Here is a 16169-nt window from a genome sequence, read left to right on the forward strand (position 1 = left end):
GGGCCCATGGGCTGTCCTCCGGGCGCGGGGACGGGGAGCTCCAGCTTGGACGCGAATGCGTGGCTACGCCCGGACAGCCCAACGATCACACCCGAAAGGGTGTACGCCCGCGGCCGGTTCCCCGAGCGAGGGAACCGGCCGCGGCGGGGTTCAGCGCGCGTCCGCCTCCCGCACCCGCAGCGCCCGGGCCAGGTCGTCCAGCTGGTCGGCGAGCTTGCGGCGCAGGGCGGGGACGGGGCCGTCGCCGGCGAGGCATTCCCGGCCGAGGCGCAGGTTGGCGTCGTCGACGGCGTGGCCGGGGAAGGCCCAGCGGCCGGCGGCGTCGGCGATGGCGGGGCCGCGGCGGGCGGCGACCGCGACCGCCTCGGCGTAGTAGCGCGGCACGTAGTCCCGCACCAGGTCGGCCTGTTCGGGCTGCCAGAAGCCCTGGGCGGTGGCGGTGAAGAGGTAGTTGGAGAGGTCGTCGGTGGCGAACATGGCCTCCCAGGCCCGGCTCTTCGCCTCGGCGTCGGGCAGCGCGGCGCGGCAGCGGGCGGCGCCCTCCTGGCCGGTGGCGCTGGGGTCCCGGGCGAGTTCGGCGGCGATGGCCTCTTCGCCGGTGGCGCCGAGGACGGCGAGGCGGGTGAGGATGCGCCAGCGCAGCTCGGGGTCCAGCTCCGGGCCGCCGGGCACGGTGCCGTCGGCGAGCCAGGCCGCGATGGTGTCGGGGTGGGCGGCGGTGGCGATGCGGTGGCGCACGGCGATGAGGCGCAGCCCGGGGTGGTCGCCGTCCTCGGTGCGGCGGATGAGGTCGCGGCACAGCTCGGTGAGGGTGGACAGCGCGGCCGGCCGCCGCTCGGGGGTGACGTACCGGTCGGCGACCTGGCCGGCGGCGAAGGCGAGGACGCCGTCGACGAGGGCGAGGTCGGTCTCGTACGGGAGGTGGGCGCGGGCGATGTCCAGGTAGGTGTCTGCGGGGAGTTCGCCGTCGCGCACCGCGTCCCGCAGGGCGTTCCAGACGACGGCCCGGGTGAGCGGGTCGGGCAGTCCGGACAGGCCCTCGCGGACGGTCCGGAAGGACTCGGCGTCGAAGCGGACCTTGGCGTAGCTGAGGTCGCCGTCGTTGAGGACGACCAGGGCGGGGAGCTTGCCGATGGGCCGGGGTTCGGCCTGGGGCAGGTCGACGTCGAGGCGTTCGCGCAGGGTGAGGCGGCCCTCGTCGCCCGGGTCGCGGTCGTAGAGGCCGACGGCGACGCGGTGCGGGCGGCTGCCGGCCCGGTCGACGGCGAGCAGGCGGCCGCCGTTGTCGCCGGTGACGCGCGGGGCGAGGGTGTCGACGCCGGTGGTGCGCAGCCAGGCGTCGGCCCAGGCGTGGACGTCGCGGTCGGTGGCGGCGGCGAGGGAGTCGATGAAGTCGGCGAGGGCGGCGTTGCCGAACTTGTGCCGCTCGAAGTGGATGTTGATGCCGGCCAGGAAGTCCTTCTCGCCGAGCCAGGCGACGAGCTGGCGCAGGGCGGAGGCGCCCTTGGCGTAGGAGATGCCGTCGAAGTTGAGCAGGGCCGAGGCGGTGTCCTCGACGTTCTCGGGGGCGACGGGGTGGGTGGAGGGGCGCTGGTCGGCGTCGTAGCCCCAGGCCTTGCGGGTGACGCCGAAGTCGGTCCAGGTGTCGGTGAAGCGGGTGGCCTCGGCGGTGGTCTGGTAGCCCATGTACTCGGCGAAGGACTCGTTCAGCCAGATGTCGTCCCACCACCGGAGGGTGACGAGGTCGCCGAACCACATGTGGGCCATCTCGTGGGCGATGACCATGGCGCGGGTCTGCCGCTGCGTCTCGGTGACCGCGGACCGGAAGACGAACTCGTCGCGGAAGGTGACCAGTCCGGGGTTCTCCATGGCGCCGGCGTTGAACTCGGGGACGAACGCCTGGTCGTAGGAGTCGAAGGGGTAGGGCTCGGTGAACTTCTCGTGGTAGCGGTCGAAGCAGGCGCGGGTGACGTCGAGCAGTTCGCCGGCGTCGGCGTCGAGGTGGGGGGCGAGCGAGCGGCGGCAGTGGATGCCGAAGGGCAGGCCGCGGTGCTCGGTGCGCACGGAGTGCCAGGGGCCGGCGGCGACCGCGACGAGATAGGTGGAGATCAGCGGGGTGGTGGCGGCCTTCCAGCGGCCGTCGCCCAGGTGCTCGGTGACGCCGTTGGCGAGCACGGTCCAGCCCTCGGGGGCGGTGACGGCGAGGTCGAAGACGGCCTTGAGGTCGGGCTGGTCGAAGGCGGCGAAGACGCGCTGCAGGTCGTCCAGGAACAGCTGGGTGTAGACGTAGGTCTCGCCGTCGGCGGGGTCGGTGAAGCGGTGCATGCCCTCGCCGGTGCTGGAGTAGCGCATGGCGGCCTCGACGCGCAGCTCGTGCTCGCCCGGGGTGAGGGACTTCAGGGCGAGCCTGTTGTCGTCCAGGGCGGCCGGGTCGAGGGGTTGTCCGTCCAGCGTGACGGTGCGCAGCTCGGCGGGCCTGACCTCGACGAAGGTGTCCGTGCTGTCCGTGTCGTCGCGGACGGTGAAGCGGATGACGGTGCGGGAGTCGAAGGTCTCGTCCCCACGGGTGAGATCGAGGTCGATCGCGTAGTGGTGGACGTCGAGGAGCCGGGAACGGGTCTGCGCTTCGTCGCGCGTCAGTACGGACATGCACGACATGCTGCCTGATGCCGTCCGCAGGGCACAGGGGCGGTTCGGTACGCGGAGAATGTCCGGCGCGCGCCCCCGGCGGGCGGGGGCGCGGCCGCCGGGTCAGCCGGAGGCCGAACTCTCCGCGATGCGCTCGTGGTGGTGGATCACCTCGGCGATGATGAAGTTCAGGAACTTCTCGGCGAACGCCGGGTCCAGCTTGGCGCTCTCGGCGAGGGCGCGCAGCCGGGCGATCTGCTTCGCCTCACGGGCCGGATCTCCGGGCGGCAGCTGGTGGCGGGCCTTGAGGTGGCCGACCTGCTGGGTGCACTTGAAGCGCTCGGCGAGCATGTGGACGACGGCCGCGTCGATGTTGTCGATGCTGTCCCGCAGCCGGGCCAGCTCCTCGCGGACGGCGGGGTCGACGGCATCCGTGTTGCTGGTGGTCATGGACGCCCACCCTACGGGCGTGGCGGCCGTCGCCGCAGACCGTCTCAGGCCCTGAACGCCGTACAGTCGTCGTGAGGGTCCTCGCGGAGTGGACACGGGGTTCAGGCGTCTTGGGGGTCGGGCGTGGCGAACGGCGGACCGGTCGAGCACGGCTTCCCGCACCTGGCGACGGTGCGCGAGGCGGTCACCGCGCTGTACCGGCGGTTGTCGTACGACACCGTGCAGACGTTCTCCGCCAGTGTCGCCCCGGCCGACGTGGCGTTCAGCGACACCGACGACCTGTACCTGGGCACGCAGCGGGTGGCCCACGAGCTGGTGCGGCACTACCGGCTGCCCGACGCCCGGATGATCGTCTCGTTCCGCGAGATGACGCACGCGGCGAACGTGGAACTCACGGCGGGCCCCGAGTACTTCATCGAGCTGAACGACCGCTTCCGCACCCACCGCCGGGACATCGGCGCGGCCCTCGCGCACGAGGTGATGCACGTCTATCTGCACCGCCTCGACCTGTCCTTCCCCGGCACCCGGGACAACGAGATCCTCACCGACACCGCGACGACGTACCTGGGCGCCGGCTGGCTGCTGCTCGACGCCTACCGGGAGGACTCGGCGTCCTCGCAGAAGCTGGGCTACCTGACCCCGGAGGAGTTCGGGTATGTGCTGGCCAAGCGGGCGCTGGTGTTCGGCGAGGACCCGTCGGTGTGGTTCACCAGTCCGCAGGCGTACACGGCGTACGGCGAGGGCCTGCGGCGGGCCCGTCAGGACGGGCAGCAGCCGCCGCTCACCGCGGCCGGCTGGGCGGGCCGCCGCCGCTACGCACGGGACCGCCGCCACGCCCAGGACGCGCACGCCGCGGGCCCCGCCGCACAGGGCCCGTACCGGTTCACGCCGCAGGAGCACGGACCGCTGCGCGTGTCGTTCCCCTGCCCGACCTGTCATCAGCGGATCCGGGTGCCGGTGCGCGGACGGGTGCGGGCCCGGTGCGGGCTGTGCCGGACGGTGCTGGAGTGCGACACGTAGGGGGTGGCGTTTGGATCTCGCCAGGGTCGCGGGGTCTGGCACGCACATCTGCGGCGTTGTCGTCGGTTGCCAGGGCTCCGCCCTGTCGCCCTCCTCCGCCTTGCAGCTGCACGCACCAGACCCCGCTCGGGCCAGTTGCAAGGCACCGTTGCCCGGAGCCGGCCAGATCCAAACGACACCCCCTGGCGGGTGGCGCGGTGCTTCAATGCCGGTATGACAAAGGCCATCGAAGAGCCCTGGGGGATCAGCGTGTCCGGCACGGGCACGGTGCGAACCGAACCCGGCCTCGCGCGGGTACAGCCGGCGGTGGACGTGCTGGAGCCGTCACCGGAGCGCGCGTTCCAGCAGGCCGGGGCGGCCGTGTCGCGGCTGCGGGAGGTCCTGCGGCGGCACGGCGTACCGGACGCCGCGGTCTCGGGCTCCCGGCTCGGGCTCAGCTCGGAGTACGACGGTCACGGGGGTGAGCGGACGCTCCTCGGCTACCGGTGCCAGGCCTCGTACTCGGTGGAGACGCGGGCGCTGGACGATCTCGAACAGCTGATCGTGGACCTGGTGGACGCGGGCGCCCACCGGATCGACGGTGTCGAGTTCGACGTGCTCGACAAGCAGGCGCTGCGGGACGAGGCACGGCGCCGGGCGGTGTCCGCCGCCCGGCGCAAGGCCCAGGTGTACGCGGAGGCGGCGGACGTGCGGCTTGGCCCGGTGCTGCACATCCAGGACGTGGAGGCGGAGCCCTTCGCGCACTTCCGCGCGGCCAAGGCGGGCGGCGGGTCCGCCGACCTGGCGCCGGGCACGGTGGAGGTGTCGGCGGAGGTCCTGCTGGGCTTCTCGCTGCGGCACTGACCGCGGACCGCCGCCCGTCCGCTACGGCCGTACGATGCCCTGCGCGCGTGCGGCCACCAGCCACTTGGGGAACTCTCCCACCAGCCGGTCGTACAGCTCGGCGTCGGTCACCCGGCGCGGGTCGCGGCCCGCGTGGAAGAATCCGGCGTTGTCCACGACCCGCTTCTGCGGCACCGCCAGTTCGTCCAGCTTGCGCAGGTACTCGAACTGGCGGCTCCCCGGGTCTCCGAAGCCGACGAACTGCCAGAACAGCGACAGCGGCGCCGCCTTGCACAGGTAGCGTTCCGCCGCGAGCCGGTTGACCGGGCCGCCGTCGGTCTGGAAGACGACCAGGGCGGGGTGGCGGGCGCCGCTGTCCAGGTAGTGGTCGATGACGGCGTCCATGGCCAGGTGGTAGCTGGTCTTCCCCATGTGCCCGAGTCCGGCCACGATCCGCTCGATCCGCCCTTCGTGGTCGGCGAGCGCGATCTCGGTGACCGCGTCGACGTCCGTGGAGAAGAACACCACGGGCACGGTGCCGTCGTCGTCGAGGTGCGCGGAGAGCCCGAGCACCCGGTCGGCGAGCGCCTGCACACTGCCGTCCTTGTAGTACGGCTTCATCGACCCCGAGTAGTCGACGACCAGGTACACCGCCGCCCGCGTCGCCTCCAGGCCGTGCTTGGTGAGCGACACCCCGGCGCTCTTGTACAGGTCGACCAGCGCGGGCGCCGTCTCCCGCACCTTGGTGAGACTGATCGCGGCCATCCGGACTCCCCCGTCACCCCTGACGCACGGCTACTGGCTGCCGAGGTTACGGCACCGCGCACCCCGCCTCCGCGAGCGGCCACCGGCATTCGCTATTTTGTTCGCCGCCGACCCCACCGGCTCACCTTCCGCCCCGCACCGAGGAGCCGGCCGTGGATCCCGAGTCCCCCGACACGACCCGTCGCCGCCGTCCGGCGACCCCCGTCGCGACGTACGCGCTGTTCATGCTGAACGTCCTGGCGTACCTGGCGGAGTTGGTGCGGCCCGGCGTCGTGGACCGGTTCGCGATGGTCGGTGCGCGGGTGGTCGCCGTGGACGGCACCACGTACTCGGGCGACGGGGCGTACCTCGTCCTCGGGCCGGTCCGGACGGAGGGGGTGGCGGGAGGTGAATGGGAGCGGCTGCTCACCGGCACCTTCCTGCACGTGTCCCCGTTCGAGGGCGTCTTCGGCATCCTGCACATCACGCTGAACATGGTGGCCCTGTGGCATCTGGGCCGGGTGGTGGAGCTGATGCTCGGCCGGGTCCGCTTCGTCGTCCTGTACCTGCTCTCGGCGCTGGGCGGTTCCGTCCTGGTGCTGGTCCTGGCGGACCCGGGGCAGGCCACGGTCGGCGCGTCGGGGGCGGTCTTCGGGGTGGGTGCCGCGTACTACGTGCTGCACCGCAGGCTGGGCGCCCGGATGGCACAGGTCAACCGCTCCATGGTCCTCCTGCTGCTCTGGCTGGTGGTGTCCGCCTGGTTCGGCTCCTCCTGGCAGGGCCACCTGGGCGGGCTGCTCACCGGCGGCGTGGCGGCCCTCGCGTTCGCCTACGGGCGCCGCCCGGCGGTGCGGGCGGGCGCGTGCCTGGGCCTGCTGGCGCTGCTGGCGGTGACGGCGGCGGCCAGGGTCGCCGAGCTGACCGGCGGAAGTGTTCCCCTATGAAAGGTTCTCCCCCGATGAGACGTGCCGGTGTGCTGCTTCTGGCGGCCGTTCCCCTGATCGCCGCGGGGGTGTACTTCGTGGTGCCGGCGGACTCCGGCGAGTCCGAGGGCGCCTCGACCGCCACGGCCACCGCCCCGTCGTCCCGCGAGGACGCCAAGGGGCGGGCCGAACAGGAGCGGGCGGCGGACGACGCGCTGATCGCCGGCGCGCCGCCGGGGCTCGCCGCGCCGGCCAAGAAGGAGCTGGCCCAGCAGCTGGTGTCCAGCGCCGAGAACTCGACCACCGAGTGGCGCACCGCGTACGGCACCATCGAGGACCTCGGGGACGGCGACGGGTACACCGCGGGCATCATCGGTTTCTGCACCGGCACCCACGACCTGCTCACCCTGGTCGAGCGCTACACCGAGGCCCACCCGGGCAACGGCCTGGCCGGATACCTGCCCGCCCTGCGCGAGGTCGACGGCACCGACTCCCACGAGGGCCTGGACCCGGGCTTCACGGCGGCCTGGCGGGCGGAGGCGGAGGTCCCCGCGTTCCGCGAGGCGCAGGAGGCGGAGCGGGACCGCGTCTACTTCGAACCGGCGGTCCGCCTCGCCAAGCTGGACGGCCTCGGCACGCTGGGGCAGTTCGTCTACTACGACGCGATGGTCTTCCACGGCCCGGACACGGACGCCGAGGGCTTCTACGGGCTGCGCGAGCGGGCCATGGCCGAGGCGAGGACGCCCGCGCGGGGCGGCGCCGAGAAGGGCTACCTGGGGGCCTTCCTGGACATCCGCGCGCGGGCCATGGAGGCCAAGCGCCCGGGCATCGACACCTCCCGCGTCGACACCGCCCAGCGCCGGTTCCTGGCGGCCGGGAACCTGGAGCTGGAGACTCCGCTGGAGTGGGAGGTGTACGGGGACGCCTACCGGGCGCCCTGACACATGCGACGGCGCCTGCCCATGGTCCGGTCGGGGACGGGGCAGGCGCCATCAGTGTTCCGCACGCCTTTGTGCGGGACGTTCTTCGGTTGTTCCGTCCGTCAGACCACGAGTGCGCGGTCCGTCGGGCGGATCGGGGCCGGCAGGTCGCTGGCCCCGGTCAGGAAGCGGTCGGCGCCGCGCGCGGCCGAGCGGCCCTCGGCGATCGCCCAGACGATGAGCGACTGCCCGCGGCCGGCGTCACCGGCGACGAACACACCCGGCACGTTGGTCTGGAAGTCCGCGTCCCGGGCGATGTTACCGCGCTCGTCCAGGTCCAGGCCGAACTGGTCGACCAGACCGTTCTCGCGGTCGGTGCCGGTGAAGCCCATGGCGAGGGTGACCAGCTGGGCCGGGATCTTGCGCTCGGTGCCCGGCTTCGGGGTGAGCTTGCCGTCGATGAACTCGACCTCGCTCATGTGCAGCCACTGGACGTTGCCGTCCTCGTCGCCCTCGAAGTGGGTGGTGGAGACGGCGTAGACCCGCTCGCCGCCCTCCTCGTGGGCGCTGGTGACCTTGTAGAGCATCGGGAACGTCGGCCACGGCTGGCGCACCGCGTCCCGCTCCTCGCCCGGCCGGGGCATGATCTCCAGCTGGGTGACCGAGGCCGCGCCCTGGCGGTGGGCGGTGCCCACGCAGTCGGCGCCGGTGTCGCCGCCGCCGATGACGACGACGTGCTTGCCCTCGGCCGAGATCGGCGGGGCGACGTAGTCGCCCTCCTGGACCTTGTTGGCCAGCGGCAGGTACTCCATGGCCTGGTGGATGCCGTTCAGCTCACGGCCGGGGACCGGCAGGTCACGGGCGGTGGTGGAGCCGGCGGCGATGACGACGGCGTCGTACCGCTTCTTCAGGTCGCCGGCCTTCAGGTCGCGGCCGATCTCGACGCCGGTGCGGAAGCGGGTGCCCTCCGCACGCATCTGCTCTATGCGGCGGTTGATGTGCCGCTTCTCCATCTTGAACTCGGGGATGCCGTACCGGAGGAGGCCTCCGACGCGGTCCGCGCGCTCGTAGACGGCGACCGTGTGGCCGGCCCGGGTGAGCTGCTGGGCCGCGGCCAGGCCGGCCGGGCCCGAGCCGATGACGGCGACGGTCTTGCCGGACAGGCGCTCCGGGATCTGCGGGGCGACGTCCCCGGTCTCCCACGCCTTGTCGATGATGGAGACCTCGACGTTCTTGATGGTGACCGCCGGCTGGTTGATGCCGAGCACGCACGCGGCCTCGCACGGAGCCGGGCACAGGCGGCCGGTGAACTCCGGGAAGTTGTTGGTGGCGTGCAGCCGCTCGGACGCGGCCGACCAGTCCTCGCGGTAGGCGTAGTCGTTCCACTCGGGGATCAGGTTCCCGAGCGGGCAGCCGTTGTGGCAGAACGGGATGCCGCAGTCCATGCAGCGGCTGGCCTGCTTGCTGATGATCGGCAGCAGGGAGCCGGGGACGTAGACCTCGTTCCAGTCCTTGACACGCTCCTCGACCGGCCGGGACCTGGCGACTTCGCGGCCGTGGTTGAGAAAGCCCTTGGGGTCAGCCATTGGTCGCCGCCTCCATCATCTTCTCGGTGATCTCGGTCTCGGAGAGACCGGCTCGCTCGGCGGCGTCCTTGGCGGCGAGCACTGCCTGGTACGTGCTGGGGATGATCTTGCTGAACCGCTCCACGGCGGTGGACCAGTCCGCGAGCAGCTTCTCGGCGACCGTGGACCCGGTCTCCTCGGCGTGCCGGCGCACCACGTCGTGCAGCCAGTCCCGGTCGGCGTCGTCCAGGGCCTGTACGGCGCCGACGTTGCCGGCGTTGACGTTGTCGCGGTCGAGGTCGACGACGTAGGCGATGCCACCGGACATGCCGGCCGCGAAGTTGCGCCCCGTCTCGCCGAGGACGACCGCGTGGCCGCCGGTCATGTACTCGCAGCCGTGGTCGCCGACGCCCTCGGAGACGACCAGCGCGCCGGAGTTGCGGACGCAGAAGCGCTCGCCGACCTTGCCGCGCAGGAACATCTCGCCGCCGGTGGCTCCGTAGCCGATGGTGTTGCCGGCGATGGTGGAGTACTCGGCGAGGTGGTCGGCGCCCCGGTCCGGGCGGACGACGATCCGGCCGCCGGAGAGGCCCTTGCCGACGTAGTCGTTGGCGTCGCCCTCCAGGCGCAGCGTGATGCCGCGCGGGACGAAGGCGCCGAAGGACTGGCCGGCGGAGCCGGTGAAGGTGATGTCGACGGTGTCGTCGGGCAGGCCCGCGCCGCCGAACTTCTTCGTCACCTCGTGGCCGAGCATGGTGCCGACCGTGCGGTTGATGTTGCGGATCGCGACCTGGGCGCGCACCGGGGCGGCCTGGGTGGCGTCCGAGGCGGAGAGCGCGTCCGAGGCGAGCTTGATCAGCTGGTTGTCGAGCGCCTTCTCCAGGCCGTGGTCCTGTCCGGTGGCCTGGTGGCGCACGGCGCCCTCGGCCAGCGCGGGCACGTGGAAGAGCGGCTCGAGGTCGAGGCCCTGCGCCTTCCAGTGGTTGACGGCGCGGGTCACGTCGAGGGTCTCGGCGTGGCCGACGGCCTCCTCGATGGAGCGGAAGCCCAGCTCGGCGAGGATCTCGCGGACCTCTTCGGCGATGAACTGGAAGAAGTTCACCACGTACTCGGCCTTGCCGGAGTACCGGTCGCGCAGCACCGGGTTCTGGGTGGCGATGCCGACCGGGCAGGTGTCCAGGTGGCAGACGCGCATCATGACGCAGCCGGAGACGACGAGCGGCGCGGTCGCGAAACCGAACTCCTCGGCGCCGAGCAGCGCGGCGATGACGACGTCCCGGCCGGTCTTCAGCTGGCCGTCGGTCTGCACGACGATGCGGTCGCGCAGGCCGTTGAGCAGCAGCGTCTGCTGGGTCTCGGCGAGGCCCAGCTCCCAGGGGCCGCCGGCGTGCTTCAGCGAGGTGAGCGGCGAGGCGCCCGTGCCGCCGTCGTGGCCGGAGATGAGGACGACGTCCGCGTGCGCCTTCGACACACCCGCCGCGACCGTGCCGACGCCGACCTCGGAGACCAGCTTGACGTGAATCCGCGCCTGCGGGTTCGCGTTCTTGAGGTCGTGGATCAGCTGGGCGAGGTCCTCGATGGAGTAGATGTCGTGGTGCGGAGGCGGCGAGATCAGGCCGACGCCGGGGGTGCTGTGCCGGGTCTTGGCGACCCAGGGGTACACCTTGTGGCCGGGCAGCTGGCCGCCCTCGCCGGGCTTGGCGCCCTGGGCCATCTTGATCTGGATGTCGTCCGCGTTGACCAGGTACTCGCTGGTGACGCCGAAGCGGCCGGAGGCGACCTGCTTGATCGAGGAGCGTCGCGCCGGGTCGTACAGGCGCTCCGGGTCCTCGCCGCCCTCACCGGTGTTGGACTTGCCGCCCAGCTGGTTCATGGCGATGGCGAGGGTCTCGTGCGCCTCCTGGGAGATGGAGCCGTACGACATGGCGCCGGTGGAGAAGCGCTTGACGATCTCGGAGACGGGCTCGACCTCGTCGATGGAGATCGGCGCCCGGTCGGACGTGAACCCGAACATGCCGCGCAGCGTCATCAGACGCTCGGACTGCTCGTTCACGCGCTCGGTGTACTGCTTGAAGATGTCGTACTTGCCGGAGCGCGTGGCGTGCTGGAGACGGAAGACGGTCTCCGGGTCGAACAGGTGCGGCTCGCCCTCGCGGCGCCACTGGTACTCGCCGCCGATCTCCAGGGCACGGTGCGCGGGCGCGATGCCGCTGGCCGGGTACGCCTTGGCGTGGCGGGCGGCGACCTCCTTGGCGATGACGTCGATGCCGACGCCGCCGATCTTGGTGGCGGTGCCGTTGAAGTACTTGGCGACGAACTCCTCGTCGAGCCCGACGGCCTCGAAGACCTGGGCGCCGCGGTAGGAGGCGACGGTGGAGATGCCCATCTTGGACATGACCTTGAGGACGCCCTTGCCGAGGGCGTAGATCAGGTTCCGGATGGCCTGGTCGGGCTCTCCGTCGTCGGACTGCAGGAAGGTGCCCGCGCGGACCAGGTCCTCGACGGACTCCATCGCCAGGTACGGGTTGACGGCCGCGGCGCCGAAGCCGATGAGCAGGGCGACGTGGTGGACCTCGCGGACGTCGCCGGCCTCGACCAGCAGGCCCACCTCGGTGCGCTGCTTGGTGCGGATGAGGTGGTGGTGGACGGCCGCGGTGAGCAGCAGCGAGGGGATCGGGGCGTGCTCGGCGTCCGAGTGGCGGTCGGAGAGGACGATCAGCCGGGCGCCGTTCTCGATCGCGGCGTCGGTCTCGGCGCAGATCTCCTCTATGCGGGCGGCGAGTGAGTCGCCGCCGCCGTGCACCCGGTAGAGACCGGAGAGGGTCGCGGCCTTGAAGCCGGGCATGTCGCCGTCGGCGTTGATGTGGATGAGCTTGGCCAGCTCGTCGTTGTCGATCACCGGGAAGGGCAGCAGGACGCTGCGGCAGGACGCCGCCGTCGGGTCGAGGAGGTTGCCCTGCGGGCCCAGCGAGGAGCGCAGCGAGGTGACCAGTTCCTCGCGGATGGCGTCCAGCGGCGGGTTGGTGACCTGCGCGAAGAGCTGGGTGAAGTAGTCGAAGAGCAGCCGGGGGCGCTCGGACAGCGCGGCGATGGGCGAGTCGGTGCCCATGGAGCCGATCGGCTCGGCGCCGGTCTTGGCCATCGGCGCGACGAGGACGCGCAGCTCCTCCTCGGTGTATCCGAAGGTCTGCTGGCGGCGGGTGACCGAGGCGTGGGTGTGCACGATGTGCTCGCGCTCGGGCAGGTCGGACAGCTCGATCTCGCCGGCCTCGATCCACTCGGCGTACGGCTTCTCCGCCGCGAGCTGGGCCTTGATCTCGTCGTCCTCGATGATGCGGTGCTCGGCGGTGTCCACGAGGAACATGCGGCCGGGCTGGAGGCGGCCCTTGCGGACGACCTTCGAGGGGTCGATGTCGAGGACGCCGACCTCGGAGCCGAGGACGACGAGGCCGTCGTCGGTGACCCAGTAGCGGCCGGGGCGCAGGCCGTTGCGGTCGAGCACGGCGCCGACCTGGGTGCCGTCGGTGAAGGTGACGCAGGCGGGGCCGTCCCAGGGCTCCATCATCGTGGAGTGGAACTGGTAGAAGGCGCGCCGGTCCGGGTTCATGGAGTCGTGGTTCTCCCACGCCTCCGGGATCATCATCAGCACGGAGTGCGGCAGCGAGCGGCCGCCGAGGTGCAGCAGCTCCAGGACCTCGTCGAAGGATGCGGAGTCCGAGGCGTCCGGCGTGCAGACCGGGAAGATCCGCTCCAGGTCCGAGGACGAGCCGAACAGGTCGGAGGCGAGCTGGGACTCGCGGGCGCGCATCCAGTTCCGGTTGCCCTTGACCGTGTTGATCTCGCCGTTGTGCGCGACGAAGCGGTACGGGTGGGCGAGCGGCCAGCTCGGGAAGGTGTTGGTGGAGAACCGGCTGTGCACGAGCGCGATCGCGGAGGCGAAGCGGCGGTCGGACAGGTCCGGGAAGAACGGCTCCAGCTGGCCGGTGGTCAGCATGCCCTTGTAGACGATGGTCCGCGCAGACAGCGACGGGAAGTAGACGCCGGCCTCGCGCTCGGCGCGCTTGCGCAGCGCGAAGGCGTGGCGGTCGAGGGCGATGCCCCGCGACTCCCCGTCGCTCACGAAGATCTGGCGGAAGACCGGCATGGTCGAGCGGGCGGTGGCGCCGAGCATCTGCGGGGCGACCGGCACCTCGCGCCAGCCGAGGACGGTGAGGCCCTCCTCGCCCGCGATCGTCTCGATCCGCGAGACGGCGTCCTCGGTGCCGTCCACCGGCAGGAAGGCGATGCCGACGGCGTACGACCCGGCCTCGGGCAGCTCGAATCCGGCCACCTCGCGGAAGAACGCGTCCGGCACCTGGGAGAGGATGCCCGCGCCGTCGCCCGAGTCGGGCTCGGAACCGGTGGCGCCGCGGTGCTCCAGGTTGCGCAGCACGGTGAGTGCCTGGTCGACCAGGGTGTGCGATGCCTCGCCGGTGAGAGTGGCGACGAAACCGACGCCGCAGGCGTCGTGCTCGTTGCGGGGGTCGTACATACCCTGGGCAGCAGGGCGAGCATCCATGAAGGACCACTTCTGGCCACTCGCGGAATGCTGGGACGGCTGGCGCGGCGTACGCATCGGCTCTCCCGTCGTCGTCATCTGGCATGTGCAGGTGCCGAGGGACGACGTTGGCCCTCTGCGGTGTCGGTGCAAAATTTGGTGCAGGTTACATGATGGAGTGGTTCTCGGTAAACGGGACAATCCATTCCAACATGCGGACACCGGGGGCTGCGGCGGGGTGCCGCGACCGGCGGTGGAAGCTATGGAGGACCGAAGCGCACAGATCGATGTCCGTCGGCCCGAAGGCGTGGAATGAGCGTCGTCGCTCGCCCCACGGGTGCGCGGCCGGCCTCATTGCCCACAGCGCTTACGGCTCATGCCCGGAGATTACGTACTCGAAACCAGCGAGTAACGGCTACTTATGCGGTCCCTCGCATAAGTTCGAGCCGGGCTATCCTACGGCCGTTCCGAACAGGCTGCCCAGGACGTACGTCACACCGGCCGCCGCACCGCCGAGCGCGAGCTGCCGCAGTCCGCTGTACCACCAGCTGCGCGCCGTCACCTTGGCCACCACCGCACCGCACAGGAAGAGTCCGGCCAGCGCGAGCAGCACCGCGGGCCAGAGCGCGGAGGCGCCGAGCAGGTACGGCAGCACGGGCAGCAGGGCACCCAGTGCGAAGGAACCGAAGGACGACACGGCGGCGACGGTGGGAGAGGGCAGGTCGGAGGGGTCGATGCCCAGCTCCTCGCGGGCGTGTATCTCCAGCGCCTGCTCGGGGTCGCTGGACAGCTGCCGGGCCACCTCGCGCGCGAGCCGCGGTTCGACGCCGCGGGCCTCGTAGAGCGCGGCCAGCTCGGCCTCCTCGTCCTTCGGGTGCTTCCTCAGCTCCCGGCGCTCCACGTCCAGCTCGGCCTCGACCAGCTCGCGCTGCGAGGCGACGGAGGTGTACTCGCCGGCGGCCATGGAGAAGGCGCCGGCGGCCAGACCGGCCATGCCCGTCAGCACGACGGTCTGCTGGCTCACCGCGCCGCCGGCGACGCCGGTCATCAGGGCGAGGTTGGAGACCAGGCCGTCCATCGCGCCGAAGACGGCGGGGCGCAGCCAGCCGCCGTTCACGTCGCGGTGGGTGTGGTTGTCGCGGTGCGCCTCGTGCAGCGGCGCCTCGGTCTCGATGATGGCCATGAGGGGTCCCCCGGAAGCTAGTTTGGATCGGTTCTACTTTTTAACAACACCCAATCTACGCCGATCATTTCCACCCCGCCAGCAAGGAAAGGCTGGGCTTACCTGCGGTTTTACCTCTCCGCGCTCATTCGTGATCTTCCCTGCACAGATGTCGACCGGGTGACGCTGAGCCCGGTGAGGCTGCGGTGCGCGCCGCACCGGGGACAGATGCGCAGAGGGAGAGGAGAGGCCGCATGGCATCCACCGCCTGCATTCCCCCGGTCCCCGCGCCCCAAGGCGCCGTCGGACTCCGCCAACGGGCCCGGGGCGCACTGCTCGGACTGGCCGTCGGCGACGCCCTCGGGGCACCGGCCGAGAACATGAAGCCCTCGGAGATCCGTGCCCGATGGGGCCGCATCACGGGATACGTGGCCGACCGGCCGGCCGGCACCGACGACACCGAGTACGCGATCTTCTCCGGCCTGCTGCTCGCCCGGTACGGCGCCGCGCTCACCCCGGTGCACGTGGAGACCGCCTGGCACGAGTGGATCGCGGACCGGGAGGAGGGCCCGTTCCGGGGCGCGGGCTTCAGCGAACGCGGCACCCTGGAGAACCTGCGCCGGGGACTGGCCGCCCCGATCTCCGCCCAGCACCGCCACGCCTGGAGCGACGGCCTCGCCATGCGGGCCGCCCCGCACGGCGTGTTCGCGGCCGGGCGCCCCGCCGAGGCGGCCCGGCTGGTCGCGATCGACGGCTCGGTCAGCCACGACGGCGAGGGCATCTACGGCGGCCAGGCGGTGGCGGCGGGTGTCGCGGCGGCGATGGCGGGGGCGGCGCCGGTCGCGGTCGTCGCCTCCGCGCTGGCCGTCGTACCGGACGACTCCTGGACCGCCCGCTGTCTGCGCCGCGCGATGACGGCGGCGCATCGCGGCGAACGCGCGGTCCGCTCCGCGGTGGTCATCGGCGGCTACCCGTGGACCGACCTGGCGCCCGAGGCGGTCGCCCTCGCCTTCGGCGCGTACGCGGCGGCCGACGGCGACTTCGCGGACGCGGTGCTGACGGCCGTCAACATGGGGCGCGACGCCGACACCACGGCCGCGGTGGCGGGCGCGCTGGCCGGCGCCACCCACGGTGTCGCCGCCATCCCGCCCGCCTGGGCCGCGGCCATCGGCCCCGCCCGCGGCACCTGCCTGCCAACGATCGCCGGCCACCACGTCCTGGAGGTGGCGGACCTGCTGACGGGCGCGGCCGAGGGGGTGCGGCGGGCAGTGCGGGATCCGGAGCGGGTTCCCCCGGGACGCGAGGAGCCGAGGCACCCGACCCCGGCCTCTATAAACATCTGAAGCTGCCCAAGGACCACTCTCGGTAGAACCCGGTGGTCGCCGTACGACTAAGAAA

11 protein-coding genes are annotated in these 16169 nt (G+C 71.9%); 5 read left to right on the plus strand and 6 right to left on the minus strand.

The genetic code is table 11. From position 1 onward, the window contains the following. Positions 1-150: 150 nt before the first annotated feature. Both pepN and DMH12_RS29335 read right to left on the minus strand, forming a co-directional pair. A complete protein-coding gene (gene pepN, locus DMH12_RS29330) occupies positions 151-2649 on the minus strand; it encodes an aminopeptidase N (protein ID WP_185832616.1) in 2499 nt (832 codons plus the stop codon). A 102-nt stretch (positions 2650-2751) separates the two neighbouring features. Continuing rightward, entirely contained in the window at positions 2752-3078 is a 327-nt protein-coding gene (locus DMH12_RS29335; RefSeq protein WP_122614883.1) for a chorismate mutase, read from the minus strand. A 123-nt stretch (positions 3079-3201) separates the two neighbouring features. Between DMH12_RS29335 and DMH12_RS29340 the strand changes: the two genes are divergently transcribed. Next, the gene (locus DMH12_RS29340; protein ID WP_125494454.1) at positions 3202-4098 is read left to right on the plus strand and encodes a hypothetical protein; all 897 of its coding nucleotides are present in this window, start codon (positions 3202-3204) and stop codon (positions 4096-4098) included. A 213-nt stretch (positions 4099-4311) separates the two neighbouring features. Next, the gene (locus DMH12_RS29350) at positions 4312-4941 is read left to right on the plus strand and encodes an SIMPL domain-containing protein (RefSeq protein ID WP_185832617.1); all 630 of its coding nucleotides are present in this window, start codon (positions 4312-4314) and stop codon (positions 4939-4941) included. Positions 4942-4962: 21 nt separating this feature from the next. On the opposite strand, the gene DMH12_RS29355 is transcribed toward DMH12_RS29350, so the two are convergent. Then, entirely contained in the window at positions 4963-5685 is a 723-nt protein-coding gene (locus DMH12_RS29355) for a VWA domain-containing protein (protein WP_125494455.1), read from the minus strand. 152 nt (positions 5686-5837) lie between these two features. Between DMH12_RS29355 and DMH12_RS29360 the strand changes: the two genes are divergently transcribed. After that, positions 5838-6608: a rhomboid family intramembrane serine protease gene (locus tag DMH12_RS29360; RefSeq protein ID WP_260474385.1), complete on the plus strand. Its 771-nt coding sequence runs from the start codon at positions 5838-5840 to the stop codon at positions 6606-6608. A gap of 14 nt (positions 6609-6622) precedes the next feature. After that, entirely contained in the window at positions 6623-7528 is a 906-nt protein-coding gene (locus tag DMH12_RS29365; protein ID WP_125494456.1) for a chitosanase, read from the plus strand. Between the two features lie 101 nt (positions 7529-7629). On the opposite strand, the gene DMH12_RS29370 is transcribed toward DMH12_RS29365, so the two are convergent. The 3 genes from DMH12_RS29370 to DMH12_RS29380 all read right to left on the minus strand — a co-directional run bounded on the left by DMH12_RS29370 (position 7630) and on the right by DMH12_RS29380 (position 14792). Continuing rightward, positions 7630-9093, minus strand: coding sequence for a glutamate synthase subunit beta (locus DMH12_RS29370; protein ID WP_125494457.1), 1464 nt, complete (start codon positions 9091-9093; stop codon positions 7630-7632). Further along, on the minus strand, positions 9086-13630 hold the full coding sequence (gltB, locus tag DMH12_RS29375) for a glutamate synthase large subunit (RefSeq protein WP_125494458.1): 4545 nt from the start codon (positions 13628-13630) through the stop codon (positions 9086-9088). The genes DMH12_RS29370 and gltB overlap by 8 nt, the downstream gene beginning before the upstream one ends. Before the next feature lie 430 nt (positions 13631-14060). Beyond that, positions 14061-14792 carry a VIT1/CCC1 transporter family protein gene (locus DMH12_RS29380; protein WP_125494459.1) on the minus strand — a complete coding sequence of 244 codons (732 nt, stop codon included), beginning with the start codon at positions 14790-14792 and terminating at the stop codon, positions 14061-14063. 233 nt (positions 14793-15025) lie between these two features. Here DMH12_RS29380 and DMH12_RS29385 point away from each other — a divergent pair, with 233 nt between their 5' ends. Then, entirely contained in the window at positions 15026-16114 is a 1089-nt protein-coding gene (locus DMH12_RS29385; protein ID WP_185832619.1) for an ADP-ribosylglycohydrolase family protein, read from the plus strand. Positions 16115-16169: the final 55 nt, after the last annotated feature.

The sequence above is a fragment of the Streptomyces sp. WAC 04229 genome, assembly GCF_003947455.1.
In the GTDB taxonomy this organism is placed as follows: domain Bacteria; phylum Actinomycetota; class Actinomycetes; order Streptomycetales; family Streptomycetaceae; genus Streptomyces.